Raw genomic sequence first — 14,938 nt, forward strand, 5'->3', positions numbered from 1 at the left:
CGGTACGCGGGGCGGTCGGAGGAAGGGCGTGGGGCGGCGGGGTGCCGTCATGGCCTGCCGAGTTCGTTGTCGATGAAGGCGAAGAGGTCGTCGTCGGTGGAGCCCATGCGGTCCTCCACGGCGTCCCCGTCCGGCTCGGTGCCGGGGCGGAGCGTCTCCAGGAGGTCCTGGAGGCGGGCCGTGAGGGCGGTGCGGGCGCCGTCGTCGGGCACGCCGTCGCGCACCGCGGCCTCCAGGCGTTCGAGTTCGGCGAGGGCGGCGGGGCCGGCCCCGGCCGTGCCGTCCTCCGGGGCGATCTCCTCGGCCAGGTGGCGGGCCACCGCGGCGGCCGTCGGGTGGTCGAAGAGCAGGGTCGCGGGCAGGTGCAGGCCGGTGGCGGCGCGCAGCCGGTTGCGCAGCTCCACCGCGGTCAGCGAGTCGAAGCCGAGGTCGAGCAGGGGCTGTTCGGTGCTGAGGGCCGCCGGGTCGGGGAAGCCGAGGACCAGGGCGGCGTGGGTGCGGACCACGTCGACGAGGACCCGGGCGCGCTGCGCCGGGGGCAGCCCCGCCAGGCGTCCGCGCAGGGCGTCAGCGGCGTCGGAGCCCGGCCCGTCGCCCGCCGCGGCCCGGCGCGCCGGGGTGCGGACGAGGCCGCGCAGGAAGGCGGGCACGCCTCCGGCGGCGGCCTGGGCCGCGAGCGCCCCGGTGTCCAGGCGCAGGGGCAGCAGCGCGGGCGCGTCGAGGCCGGTGGCCGTGTCGAAGAGGGCGACGCCGTCGGCAGGGGTGAAGGCGACGATGCCGCCGCGGGCGATGCGGGCGAGGTCGGCCTCGCCGAGGTGTCCGGTCATGCCGCCGCCGGTGGCCCACAGGCCCCAGCCGAGCGAGGCGGCGGGCAGGCCCCGGGCGCGGCGCCGGTGGGCGAGGGCGTCCAGGAAGGCGTTGGCCGCCGCGTAGTTGGCCTGGCCCATGCCGCCGAAGACACCGGCGATGGAGGAGAAGACGACGAACGCGGACAGGTCGAGGTCCCCGGTCAGCTCGTGCAGGTGGACGACGGCGTCCACCTTGGGGCGCAGCACCCGGTGGAGCTGGTGCGGGGTCATGTCGGCGACGACTCCGTCGTCGATGACGCCCGCGGTGTGCACGACGCCGCGCAGCGGGTGTTCCAGGCCGCCGAGGACCTTCTCCAGGGCCTCCCGGTCGGCGGCGTCGCAGGCGACGATCTCCGCCTCGGCGCCGAGGGCGGCCAGTTCGGCGCGGAGCGCGTCGGCGCCGTCGGCGGCGGGTCCGCTGCGGCTGGTGAGCAGCAGGTGCCGTACGCCGTGCTCGCCCGCGAGGTGACGGGCGATCAGGGCGCCGATGGAGCCGGTGCCGCCGGTGATCAGGACGGTGCCTTCGGGGTCCCAGCCGGGTGCGCGCACGGGGGTGGAGCCGGGCACCCGGGCGAGGCGTGCGGTGTGCGGCTGCCCGGCGCGCAGGGCGAGTTGGGGCTCCCCGGTGCCGAGTGCCGTGGCGAGGACCGCGGCGAGGGCGGCGTCGGAGGCGGGTGCGCCGTCGGTGTCGAGCAGGACGAAGCGGTCGGGGTTCTCGGTCTGCGCGGAGCGGACCAGGCCCCAGACGGCGGCCTGCGCGGGGTCGGCCACGTCGTCGTCGGGGCCGACGGGCACGGCTCCGGTGGTGACGAGGGCCAGCTTGGCGCCCGCGTACCGTTCGTCGGCGAGCCAGGCCCGCACCAGCGACAGGACGCTGCCGGTGAGCTCGTGGACGGACGCGGCGAGCTCCCCGGTCGTCGGTGGCAGCGCGGTCACGACGAGGGCGGGTACCTCGGCGCCCGCCTCGATCGCCGCTCCCAGGGCGGCGAGGTCCGCATGGGCGGGCGCGAGGCCGGGCAGGGCGTCGCCGAGCACGGCGCAGGACGCGGGGGCGGTGTCGGCCACTGCGAGGGCGGGCCACTCCAGGCGGAACATGTCCTCGTGGGTGCCGGTGCGGGGCTCCTGGACGCGGTCGGCCGACACGGGCCTGAGCACCAGGGAGCGGGCCGAGGCGACCGGGGCGCCCGTGGGGTCGGCCACCGTCCACGCGACGGCGTCGCGCCCGGCCGGTGTCATGCGCAGGCGCAGCGCGGCCGCGCCCGCGGCGTGCAGGCGTACGCCGCTCCAGGAGAACGGCAGCCAGCCCTGGTCGCTGCCTTCGAGGACGCCGAAGGCCAGCGAGTGCAGCACGCTGTCGAGGAGCGCGGGGTGGAGGCCGTAGCGCCCGGCGTCGGGTGCCTGCGCCTCGGGCAGGCGGGCCTCGGCGTAGACGGTGTCGCCCAGGCGCCAGGCGGCGCACAGGCCCTGGAAGGCGGGACCGTAGGCGAAGCCGCCGTCGGCGAGGCGCGCGTAGAGGCCGTCGACGTCGAGGGGTTCGGCTCCGGCGGGCGGCCAGGCCGTGAGGTCCTCGGGCGGTGTGTGCCCGCCCGGGCTCAGGCGGCCTGTGGCGTGCCGGGTCCAGGGCTCGTCCGGCGCGGCGTGCTCGGGCCTGGCGTGGAAGGCGAAGACGCGGCCGCCGCCCGCGTCGGGTGCCTGGACGGTGAGCTGGAGGGTGACGGCGCCACGCTCGGGCAGGGCCAGAGGTGCTTCCAGGGTGAGTTCGTCGACCTCGGCGCAGCCCAGCTCGTCGCCCGCGTGGACGGCCAGTTCGAGGAAGGCCGTGGCGGGGAGGAGCGCGCCGCCGAGGACGGCGTGATCGGCGAGCCAGGGGTGGGCGGCCACCGAGAGGCGGCCGGTGAACAGGTGGCCGCCGGTGTCGGCGAGCGGGGCGCCCGCGCCGAGCAGCGGATGCCCGGCGGGCAGCAGGCCCGCGGCGGGCATGTCGCCGGTGGGCGGGGTGGGCGGGAGCCAGTAGCGGGCGCGCTGGAAGGCGTAGGTGGGCAGCTCGACGTGCCCGGCCGGGACCCGCGCGAACAGCGGCGCCCAGTCGACCCGCACGCCGTGGACGTGCAGGTGGGCGAGGGCCGCGGTGAACGCGGCCTCCTCCGGCGCGTCCTTGCGGAGCAGCGGCACCGCGGCGATGCCGTCGGCCGGCCCGGTCAGGCAGTCCTGGCCGAGCGCGGTCAGGGAGCCGTCGGGCCCGAGCTCCACGAACGCGGTGGCGCCTTCGGCCTCCAGGGTCCGTACGGCGTCCAGGAAGCGGACGGTGGAGCGGACGTGGCGGACCCAGTGGCCGGGGTCGCGCAGCTCGTCGGCGGTGGCGACGGCGCCGGTCAGGTCGGAGACGACGGGGATCCGCGGCTCGTGATAGATGACCTGTTCGGCGACGGCGCGGAAGTCATCCAGCATGTTGTCCATGTGCGGGGAGTGGAAGGCGTGGCTGACGGTGAGCCGCCGGGTCTTGTGGCCCTTGTCCCGCCAGTGGTCGGCGATCTCCTCGACGGCCGCCGCGTCGCCGGACAGGACGGTGGCGGCGGGTCCGTTGACGGCGGCCACCGCGATCTCGCCCTCGCGGCCCGCGAGGTGGGGCAGCAGGTCCGGCTCGGCAACGGTGAGGGAGACCATCGCGCCACCGCCGGGCATGGCCTGCATCAGGCGGCCGCGCGCGGCCACGAGAGCGCACGCGTCCGGCAGCGACAGCACCCCGGCGACGTGCGCGGCGGCGAGCTGTCCCACGGAGTGCCCGGTGACGAGGTCGGGGCGCACCCCGTACGACTCCAGGAGCCGGTGCAGGGCGACGCCGACGGCGAACAGGGCGGGCTGGGTGTAGGCCGTGGTGTGCAGCAGGGCCGCGTCCGCGCTCCCCTCCGGCGCGGCGATCACCTCGCGCAGCGGGCGGTCGAGCAGCGGGTCGAGTTCCGCGCACACCGCGTCGAAGGCGTCGGCGAACGCCTCGAAGCGCTCGTACAGTTCCGTGCCCATGCGCAGGCGCTGGCTGCCCTGCCCGGGGAAGAGGAAGGCGGTCCTGCCCGGCCGGCCGGTGGCGCCCTCGATGACGTCGGCCGAGGGGGTGCCGTCGGCGAGCGCGGCCAGCGCGGCCAGGAGGCCTGCGCGGTCGGCGCCGACGAGGACGGCCCGGTGTTCGAAGGCGGTGCGGCCGGTGGCCAGGGCCTTGCCGACGGTGTCGGGGTGCTGCTCCGGCGCGGCGGTGACGCGCTCCAGCAGGCGCCGGGCCTGGGCACGCAGGGCGTCCTCGCCGCGGGCGGAGAGCAGCCAGGGCAGACGGAGCCCTGATGGTGCCGCCGCGGCGGGGGGTGCGGGGTCGGGGACGTGTTCCAGGATGGTGTGCGCGTTGGTGCCGCTCACGCCGAAGGACGACACGCCGGCGCGGCGCGGGCGGCCCCCCTCGGGCCAGGCGGTGTGCTCGGTGACCACGCGTACGCGGCCCGCGGACCAGTCCACGTACGGCGTCGGCTCGTCGACGTGGAGGGTGGCGGGGAGCGCGCCGTGCCGCATGGCCAGGACCATCTTGATGATGCCCGCGATGCCCGCGGCGGCCTGGGCGTGGCCGATGTTGGACTTCAGCGAGCCCAGGTACAGCGGCGTTTCCCGCTGTTGCCCGTACGTGGCGAGCAGGGCCTGGGCCTCGATGGGGTCGCCGAGGCGGGTGCCGGTGCCGTGGGCCTCGACGGCGTCCACGTCGCCGGGGGCGAGGCCCGCGCCCGCGAGGGCCTGGCGGATGACGCGCTGCTGGGAGGGGCCGTTGGGGGCGGTGAGGCCGTTGCTGGCGCCGTCCTGGTTGACGGCGGAGCCGCGGACCAGGGCGAGCACGGGGTGGCCGCCCCGGCGCGCGTCGGAGAGGCGCTCCAGGAGCACCATGCCCGCGCCCTCGGCCCAGGCGGTGCCGTCGGCGGCGGCCGCGAACGGCTTGCAGCGGCCGTCTGCGGCGAGCCCGCGCTGGCGGGAGAACTCGACGAACGCGCCGGGCGTGGCCATCACCGTGACGCCGCCCGCGAGGGCGAGGGAGCACTCGCCGCCGCGCAGCGCCTGCGCCGCCATGTGGACGGCGACCAGCGAGGAGGAGCAGGCCGTGTCCACGGTCACGGCCGGTCCCTCCAGGCCGAAGGTGTACGCGATGCGCCCGGAGGCGACGCTGCCCGCGCTGCCGATGCCGAGGTAGCCCTCGAACTCCTCGGACGGCTCGGTGACGCGGGAGCCGTAGTCCCGGTAGCTGGAACCGACGAAGACGCCGCCGTCGCTGCCCTTGAGGGTCCGCGGGTCGATGCCCGCCCGTTCGAAGGCCTCCCAGGCGGTCTCCAGGAGGAGCCGCTGCTGGGGGTCGACGGCGAGGGCCTCGCGCGGCGAGATCCCGAAGAAGGCGGGGTCGAAGTGGTCGGCGTCGTAGAGGAATCCGCCCTCGCGGGCGTAGGTGCGGCCGACCTTCTCCGGGTCCGGGTCGTAGAGGCCCTCCAGGTCCCAGCCGCGGTCGGCGGGGAAGGCGGAGATGGCGTCGGTGCCGTCGGCGAGGAGCCGCCAGAAGTCCTCGGGGGTTTGCACGCCGCCGGGGAAGCGGCAGCTCATCGCGACGATCGCGATCGGGTCGTCGTCGGTGACGGGCGCCGCGGCGGGTACGGGGGCCGTCGTGGGTACGGGCGCCGCCGTGCCGAGCAGTTCCTCGCGCAGGTGGTCGACGAGCGCGGTGGTGGTGGGCCGGTCGAAGACGAGCGTGACGGGCAGGCGCAGGCCGGTGGCCCCGGCGACGCGGTTGCGCAGCTCCACGGCGGTCAGCGAGTCGAAGCCGAGGTCCTTGAAGGCGCGCTCGGGTGCGATCGCGGCGGGGTCGTCGTGCCCGAGCACGTCAGCGGCCAGGGCACGTACCAGGTCCGTGAGTTCCTGGGTGCGTTCGGCATCGCCGAGGCCGGTGAGCCGCGCCAGGAGGGCGTTCTCGGTGCCGCCCGGTGCGGCGGCGCGCTCGGCGAGGGCGGCGCGCGCCTCGGGCACGTCGGCGAGGAGGGCGCTGGGCCGCAGCGCGGTGTAGGCGCGGACGAAGCGGTCCCAGGCGAAGTCGGCGACGATCAGCCGGGTCTCGTCGTCGGCCAGGGCCTGCCAGAGAGCCTCGACGGCGAGTTCCGGGTCCATGGCGGGCAGGCCGTCCCGGACCAGGCGTTCGCTGGTGGCGCCCGCGGCCAGGCTGTCGCCGCCCCACAGGCCCCAGGCCACGGAGGTGGCGGGCAGGCCGTGGTCGCGGCGCGTCTGCGCGAGGGCGTCGAGGAAGGCGTTGGCGGCGGCGTAGCTGCCCTGTCCGGTGCCGCCGAGGGTGCCGGCGAGGGAGGAGAAGAGCACGAAGGCCGTCAGGTCCGCGTCCCGGGTGAGCGCGTCGAGGTGGAGCGCGGCGTCCGTCTTGGGGCGCAGGACCCCGGCGGCGCGTTCGGGGGTGAGCGTGTCGAGGACGCCGTCGTCCAGGACGCCCGCGGCGTGGAACACCGCGCGCAGCGGGCGCCTCGCCGGGATGGCGCCGAGGAGCGCGGCGAGGCCGTCGCGGTCGGCTGCGTCGCAGGCGGCAATGGTGAACTCGGCGCCCAGTGCGGTGAGTTCGGCGGCGAGCGCGGCGGCGCCCGGGGCGTCCGGGCCGCGGCGGCCGGTCAGGAGCAGATGCGCGGTACCGCTCCCGGCGAGCCTGCGGGCGAGCTGGGCGCCGAGGCCGCCCGTGCCGCCGGTGATCAGGACGGTGCCGTCGGGGGTCCAGCCGGGCCCTTCGGGCTCGGCCCTGGGCGCGGCGTGGGCGAGGCGGCGGCCGAACACGCCGGAGGCGCGGATCGCGAGCTGGTCCTCGCCGTCCGGGGCCGCGAGGACCGAGGCGAGCCGGGCGCGGGCCCGTGCGTCGAGGCGGGCGGGCAGGTCGACGAGGCCGCCCCAGCGCTCGGGGTGCTCGACTGCGGCCACCCCGCCGAGGCCCCAGTGCAGGGCGCCCAGGGGCGCGTCGAGGCGGTCGGAGCGGCCCACGGCGACGGCCCCGCGGGTGGCGCACCACAGCGGTGCCTTCGCCTCGGCGTCACCGAGCGCCTGGAGCAGCGCGGTGGTGAGGGCGAGGCCGAGGGGCAGGGCGGTGCTGTCGGCGTACGGGGTGTCGGCGAGGGCGAGCAGGGACAGGACGCCGTCGGCCGGGGACTCCTGGGCGAGGTCGCGCAGGCGCCCGGCGAGCGGGCCGCGTCCGCTCTCCCCGGCGTCGTCCGCGCCGAGTTCCACGACGACGGGGTGCGCGCCGTGCTCGCGCAGGGCCTGGACGCAGGCGGTGACGGCCGGGTTCGCGGCGGCGGCCTCGGGTACGGTCACCCACCAGGTGCCGCCGAGGGCCGCCGTGCGCTCCTGGGGCAGGGGCTTCCAGGTGACGCGGTGGCGCCAGGAGTCGAGGGTGGTCCGGCCCCGGCGGCCGTGCAGCCACTGGGAGAGCGCGGGCACGACCGTGCTCATGGCCGCGCGTACGTCGTCGTCCTCGATGCGCAGGTGCCGGGCGAGGGCGTCGGGGTCCTGACCGGTCACGGCGTCCCAGAAGCCCCGGTCGACGGGGTCCGTGCCGACGAGGGAGGCGGTGACCTCCCGGGGCGCGGGCTCCATCCAGTAGTGGCGCCGCTGGAACGCGTAGGTGGGCAGGTCGACGCGGCGGGCGCCGGTGCCGTCGAAGACGGCGTCCCAGTCCATGGGGTGGCCCAGGACGTGGAGTTCGGCGAGCGAGGTGAGCACGCGGTCGCGGCCGCCCTCGCCCCGGTGCAGGGTGCCGACGGCGCCGCCGCTGCCGCCCGCGGCCTCCAGGGCCTCCTGGAGCCAGACGGTGAGGGCGGGGTGGGTGCTGGCCTCGACGAACAGGCGGTGTCCGTCGGCGAGCAGGGCGCCCAGGGCCCGGTGGAAGTCGACGGGCTCGCGCAGGTTGCGGTACCAGTAGTCGGCGTCGAGGGCGGTGGTGTCGAGGGCGGCGCCGGTGACGGTGGAGTAGAAGGGCACGCGGGACGGGCGCGGGGCGATCCCGGCGAGCAGGGTGCCCAGTTCGTCGTGGATCTCCTCGACCTGCGGCGAGTGCCCGGCGAAGTCGACGCCGGGCAGCGGCCAGCACAGCACGCCGTCGTCGGCGAGCGCGGTGTGCAGCTCACCCAGGGCGTCGGGGTCGCCCGAGACGGTCACCGTGGTGGGTCCGTTGACGGCGGCGATGCTCAACCGGTCCGCCCAGGGGGCGAGTCGGGCCTCGACCCGCTCCGGGGGCAGCGGCACGTACAGCATGCCGCCGCGCCCGGTGAGCGCGCGCAGGGCCTTGCTGCGCAGGGCCACGACGCGGGCGGCGTCCTCCAGGGTGAGCGCCCCGGCCACACAGGCCGCGGCGATCTCGCCCTGGGAGTGCCCCACCACGGCCGCGGGCTCGACGCCGTACGAGCGCCACACCTCCGCCAGCGACACCATGACGGCGAACAGCACCGGCTGCACCACGTCCACGCGCTCCAGCGGCGGCGCTTCGGGGGCTTCCTTCAGTACGTCCAGGAGCGACCAGTCCGTGTGCGGGGCCAGCGCGTCCGCGCACTGGGCCATCCGCGCGGCGAACTCCGGTGAGCCGTCCAGGAGTTCACGCGCCATTCCCGGCCACTGCGAGCCCTGGCCGGGGAAGACGAACACGGCGCGCCGGTCCTGGGCGGTGGTGCCGCGCACGGCTCCGGGTCCGGTGCGGCCGTCGATCAGGGTGTCGAGGGCGGCGAGGAGGGCGTCCCGGTCGCGCCCGACGGCGGCGGCGCGGTGTGCGAAGGCGGCGCGCGTGGTGGCCAGGGAGTGGCCGACGTCGGCGGGGCGCAGGCCGGGCCGGGCCGCGACGTGGGCGCGCAGGCGTACGGCCTGCTCGTGCAGCGCTTCGGGGCTGCGCGCGGACAGCACCCACGGCACGGCCGCGTCCGGGCACTCGCGCTCGGCTCCGGCCGGTTCCCCGTCGGCGGGCGGCTGCTCGACGACCACGTGGGCGTTGGTTCCGCTGAGCCCGAAGGAGGAGATCCCGGCGCGCCGGGGGTGGCCGTTCGCGGGCCAGGGCACGGCCTCGGTCAGCAGCGAGACGGCGCCCGCGGACCAGTCGACGTTCGGGGACGGCGCGTCCACGTGCAGGGTCGCGGGGAGCACCTCGTGCCGCATGGCCAGGACCATCTTCATGATGCCCGCGACCCCGGCGGCGGCCTGGCTGTGCCCGATGTTGGACTTCAACGAGCCCAGGCGCAGGGGCTTTTCGCGCTGCTGCCCGTAGGTGGCGAGCAGCGCGTCGGCCTCGATGGGGTCGCCGAGGGTGGTGCCGGTGCCGTGGGCCTCCACGGCGTCGACGTCGGCGGCGAACAGGCCCGCGTCGGCGAGCGCCTCGGCGATCACGCGCTGCTGGGCCAGGCCGCTGGGGGCGGTGAGGCCGTTGCTCGCGCCGTCCTGGTTGACGGCGGAGCCGCGCAGGACGGCGAGGACGGGGTGGCCGCCCCGGCGGGCGTCGGACAGGCGCTCCAGGAGGAGCAGGCCGACGCCCTCGGCCATGCCGAAGCCGTCGGCGGCGGCCGCGAAGGACTTGCAGCGGCCGTCGGCGGCGAGGCCGCGTTGACGGCTGAAGCCGGTGAAGGTGAGCGGCGAGCCGATGACGGTGACGCCGCCCGCGAGGGCGAGCGTGCAGTCGCCGTTGCGCAGGGCCTGCGCGGCGGTGTGGACGGCGACGAGCGAGGAGGAGCAGGCCGTGTCGACGGTCACGGCGGGCCCTTCGAGGCCGAGCGTGTAGGCGACGCGGCCGGACAGGACGCTGGTGGAGATGCCCGCGACGAACAGGCCCTCCAGCTCTTCCGGTACGTCGTCCATGCTGCCGCCGTAGCCCTGGTAGGCGGCGCCCGCGAAGACGCCGGTGCGGCTGCCCCGCAGGGTGTGCGGGTCGATCCCGGCGCGTTCCAGGGCCTCCCAGGAGGTCTCCAGGAGCAGGCGCTGCTGCGGGTCCATGGCGAGGGCCTCGCGCGGCGAGATCCCGAAGAAGTCCGCGTCGAAGTGGCCCGCGTCGTAGACGAAGCCGCCCGCCGCCGCGTAGCTGGTGCCGGGCCGGTCGGGGTCGGCGTCGTAGAGCGCGTCGAGGTCCCAGCCCCGGTCGGCGGGGAGGCCCGCGACTGCGTCGCGGCCCTCGGCGACGAGCTGCCACAACTCTTCGGGGGTGCCGACGCCTCCCGGGTAGCGGCAGCTCATGGAGACGATGACGATCGGGTCGTCGTCGGCCGGGGCGGCGCGCACCACCGGCGCGGTGGCCGTCGGGGCCCGGTCGCCGAGGAGTTCGGCGCGCAGATGGCGGGCGAGCGCGGCGGGCGAGGAGTAGTCGAAGACGAGGGTGACGGGCAGGCGCAGACCGGTGGCCGCGGTGAGGCGGTTGCGCATCTCGACGGCGGTCAGCGAGTCGAAGCCGAGGTCGCGGAAGGCGCGTTCGGGCGCGAGCGCGTCGGGCGCGTCGTGGCCGAGCACGGCGGCGGCCTCGGTGAGCACCAGGTCGGCCAGGGCGCGTTCGCGCTCGGGCTCGGTCAGGTCGCGCAGCTGGGCGCGGAGGCCGCCCGCCGGGTCCGTGGCGGCGTCGGCGGGGGCGGTGTCCGGGGCGAGGGCGGCGCGGGCCTCGGGGACGGCGGTGATGAAGGGGCTGGGCCTGCTGGTGGTGAAGACGGTGGCGAAGCGGTCCCAGTCGATGTCGGCGACCAGGACGAGGGTCTCGTCGTGGTCGAGCACCTGCTTCAGGGCGGTGACGCAGGTGGCGGGTGGCATGAAGAGCACGCCCTGGGCGCGGAGTTGGTCCTCGGCGAGGTTCGCGGCCATGCCGCCGCCGTCCTCGGGGCTCCAGATGCCCCACACCACGGAGGTGGCGGCCAGGCCCCGGGCCCTGCGGTTCTCGGCGAGCGCGTCCAGGTGGGCGTTGGCGGCGGCGTAGGCGCCGTGGATCGCGCTGCCCCAGACGCCGGAGATGGAGGAGAAGAGCACGAAGGCGTCGAGCGTGTCCCGGTCGAACAGGGCGTCCAGGTGGTCCGCGCCGAGGGCCTTGGCGTGCAGTGTGTCGGCGAACTCGGCCGCGTCCGTGTCGTCGAGCGCCACGAGGGAGCCCCCGGCGGCGGCGTGCAGCACGGACCGGATCTCGCAGCCGTCGGCCGCGAGGCCCGCGACGAGGGCGGCGAGGGCGTCCCGGTCGGTGACGTCGCACGCGGCGACGGTGGTGCGGGCACCCAACTCTGTGAGTTCCGCGGCGAGTTCTGCGGCGCCGGGGGCGTCGGCGCCCCGGCGGCTGATCAGGACGAGGTGTTCGGCGCCCTCGCGGGCCAGCCAGCGGGCGATGTACGCGCCGAGGCCGCCGGTGCCGCCGGTGATCAGCGTGGTGCCGCGCGGGGTCCAGGCGCGGCGGGGCGCGGCGTCGCCGAGCGGGGCCCGGACGAGCCTGCGGCCGTGGACTCCCGTGCCGCGCACGGCGAGCTGGTCCTCGTCGCCGGGCGCGGCGAGCACCGCGCACAGCCGGGACGCGGCGCGGGGGCCGAGCTCGGGCGGCAGGTCGACGAGCCCGCCCCAGCGGCGCGGGTGCTCCAGGGCGGCGCACCGGCCGAGGCCCCAGGCCGCGTGCTGCGCGGGCCGCACCGGCGGGTCGGCGGGGCCGACGGCGACGGCGCCGCGCGTGGCCCACCACAGCGGCGCGTCGACGCCCGCGTCGCCGAGGGCCTGGACGAGGGCGAGGCTCAGGGCGGTGCCGACGGACACGGCGGGGTGGCGCGGGTGCGGGCGTTCGTCGGTGGCGAGCAGGGACAGGACTCCCGCGGGTGGCTCCTCGGCATCGGTGAGGACTTCGGCGAGGGCTTCGGCGAGCCGGTCGCGGAGCGGGCCCCGCTCGGGGTCGGCCACGTCGAGGGCGGCGCTCACCACGGCGGCCCCGTCGTCCTGGAGGGCGCGGACGCAGGCCAGGGACTGCGGGTCGAGGGCGAGCGGTGCGGGCAGCAGCACGAGCCAGGTGCCGCGGAGCCGGGCGGCGGCGGGCTCGGGCAGCGGCTGCCAGTCGGGCCGGTAGCGCCAGGACTCGACAGTGGTGAGCGCGGCACGCCGTTCGCGCCAGGCGGCGAGCGCGGGCAGGACGGCGCTCAGCGGCTCCTCGGGTCCGACGCCGAGGGTGGCGGTCAGCTCCGGCAGGTCACCGGCGCGCACGGCCTCCCAGAAGCGGTCCGCCACGGGGTCGGTGGGCGGCGCGGCCGCGGCCGTGGGCGCGGCCTCCAGCTCCAGCCAGTACGGGCGGCGCCGGAAGGCGTAGGTGGGCAGGCCTGTCGCGGCCGTGTGCCCGGCGAACACCCGGGACCAGTCCGGGGACAGACCGCGGGTGTGGGCCTGGGCGAGGGCGAGCAGGAAGCGCGCGCGGCCGCCCTCGTCTCGGCGGAGCGTGCCGAGCACGGCGACGGGCCGCTCCAGGTCGGCGGCCTCGGCGGTCTGCTCCACGCCGAGGGTGAGCACCGGGTGGGCGCTGGCCTCGACGAAGTGGCCGTAGCCCTGGTCGAGGAGGCCGCGCACGGCCTCCTCGAAACGTACCGTCCGCCGCAGGTTGCGGTACCAGTACGCGGCGTCGAGGGCGGTCGCGCCGTCCAGCCAGGCGGCGTCGACGGTGGAGTAGAAGGGCACGTCGGCGGGGCGGGGCGCGAGGTCCGCGAGCGCGGTCAGGAGGCGCTCCTCGATCTCCTCGACGTGCGCGGAGTGCGAGGCGTAGTCGACGGGGATGACGCGGGCCCGCACGTCCTGGGCGACGAGAGCGGCGACGACGCCCTCGACGGCCTCGGGGTCGCCCGACAGGACCGTGGTCGCGGGCCCGTTGACGGCAGCGACGGACAGCCGGTCGCCCCAGGGCTCCAGGTGCGGACCGAGGTCCGCGGCGGGCAGCGGAACGGACGCCATGCCGCCGCGCCCTGCCAGGTCCGCGAGGGCCCGGCTGCGCAGCGCGACGACCTTGGCCGCGTCGTCCAGGGACAGCGCGCCCGCCACACAGGCGGCCGCGATCTCGCCCTGGGAGTGCCCGACCACGGCGTCCGGCTCGATGCCGTACGACCGCCACAGCTCCGCGAGGGACACCATCACCGCGAACAGCGCGGGCTGGACCACGTCGACGCGGTCCAGGGACGGCGCGCCGTCGGCGCCGCGCAGCACGGCCTCCAACGACCAGTCCACGTACGGGGCGAGGGCCCGCTCGCACGCGGCGACACGGGCGGCGAACACCGGCTCCGCGTCCAGGAGCCCCACTGCCATGCCGGGCCACTGGGAGCCCTGTCCGGGGAAGACGAACGCGGTCTTGCCGTCGGGTCCTGCGGTGCCGCGGACGAGGTGCGGCGCGGGGCCGCCGGAGGCGAGCGCGGTCAGGCCCTCGACGAAGCCCGCCCGGTCGTCGGCGACGACGGCGGCGCGGTGCTCGAAGGCGGCACGGGTGGTGGCCAGGGCCCGGCCGATCGCACCGGCCGTGGCGTCCTCGTCGGTGCCGGTGTCGGTGTCGGCCTCGTCGAGGTGCGCGAGCAGGCGCGCGGCCTGGGCGCGCAGGGCGTCCTCGTCGCGGGCGGAGAGCACCCAGGGCAGCGGGCCCGCGGCGGGTTCGGGCGCGGTGGCGTCCTGCTCCGGTGCGGTGGGGTCCTGCGGGGTGTCCTCCTCCAGGACGAGGTGCGCGTTGGTGCCGCTCACGCCGAACGCCGACACCCCGGCCCGGCGCGGGCGCCCCCGCGCCTCCCAGGGGCGGGGCTCGGCCAGGACCCGTACGGCGCCCTCCGACCAGTCCACGAACGGCGTCGGCTCGTCGACGTGGAGGGTGCGGGGCAGCCGCCCGTGGCGCAGGGCCATGACCGTCTTGATGATGCCGCCGACACCGGCGGCGCCGGAGGTGTGGCCGATGTTCGACTTCAACGAGCCGATCCACAGCGGCCGTTCGGCGGGCCGGTGCTTGCCGTACGTGGCGAGCAGGGCCTGCGCCTCGATGGGGTCGCCGAGGCGGGTGCCGGTGCCGTGCGCCTCGACGGCGTCGACGTCGCCGGGGGCGATCCTGGCGTCGGCGAGGGCGTCGGTGATGACGCGCTCCTGCGCGGGTCCGTTGGGCGCGGTCAGGCCGTTGCTGGCCCCGTCCTGGTTGACGGCGGAGCCGCGGATGACGGCGAGGACCTGGTGGCCGTTGCGGCGGGCGTCGGCGAGGCGCTCCAGGACGAGGACGCCGACGCCTTCGGACCAGCCGGTGCCGTCGGCGGCCGCGGCGAAGGCCTTGCAGCGGCCGTCGGCGGACAGGGCGCGCTGACGGCTGAAGGCGACGAACGCGTCCGGCGTCGCCATCACGGCGACGCCGCCCGCGAGGGCGAGGGAGCACTCCCCGGAACGCAGCGAGCGCACCGCGAGGTGCACGGCCACCAGGGACGAGGAACAGGCGGTGTCGACGGTGAGCGCGGGCCCTTCGAGGCCGAGGGTGTAGGCGACGCGCCCGGAGACGACGCTGGCGGCCGTGCCGGTGTCGAGGAGCCCCTGGAGTTCGGGGACGTGCCGCGAGGTGCTGCCGTAGTCGTTGCGCATCGCGCCGACGAACACGCCTGTCCTGGTGGCGCGCAGCGCGTCCGGGTCGATGGCGGCGCGCTCGACGGCCTCCCAGGCGGTCTCCAGGACGAGGCGCTGCTGCGGGTCCATGGCGAGGGCCTCGCGCGGCGAGATCCCGAAGAAGCCCGCGTCGAAGTCCCCGGCCCGGTGCAGGAATCCGCCGTGCCGCGTGAAGGAGGTGCCCGGGTGGTCGGGGTCGGGGTGGTAGAGCGCCTCGGTGTCCCAGCCGCGCCCGGCGGGCCACTCGGTGATGGCGTCGGTGCCGCTGTCGACGAGGTCCCACAGGCGTTCGGGGGTGTCGGCGCCGCCGGGGTAGCGGCAGCTCATGGAGACGATGGCCACGGGGTCGTGGCGGGCGTCCTCCGCCTCGCGCAGCCGGCGTCGGGCGTCTCCCAGGTCGGCGGTGGCGCGCCTGAGGTATTCGAGGAGCTTGTCGTTGTCCGGCATGGGTGTTC

Annotated in this window: 1 protein-coding gene; it reads right to left on the minus strand. The window is 77.0% G+C overall.

Annotation, left to right across the window (positions count from 1 at the left end):
• Nucleotides 1-47: 47 nt before the first annotated feature.
• Complete coding sequence (locus MQV74_RS04780) at nt 48-14,930, minus strand: type I polyketide synthase (RefSeq protein ID WP_242714759.1); 14,883 nt, start codon at nt 14,928-14,930, stop codon at nt 48-50.
• Between the last annotated feature and the right edge of the window lie 8 nt (nt 14,931-14,938).

It is taken from the genome of Streptomyces sp. AN091965 (genome assembly GCF_022698285.1).
Taxonomy (GTDB): Bacteria; Actinomycetota; Actinomycetes; order Streptomycetales; family Streptomycetaceae; genus Streptomyces.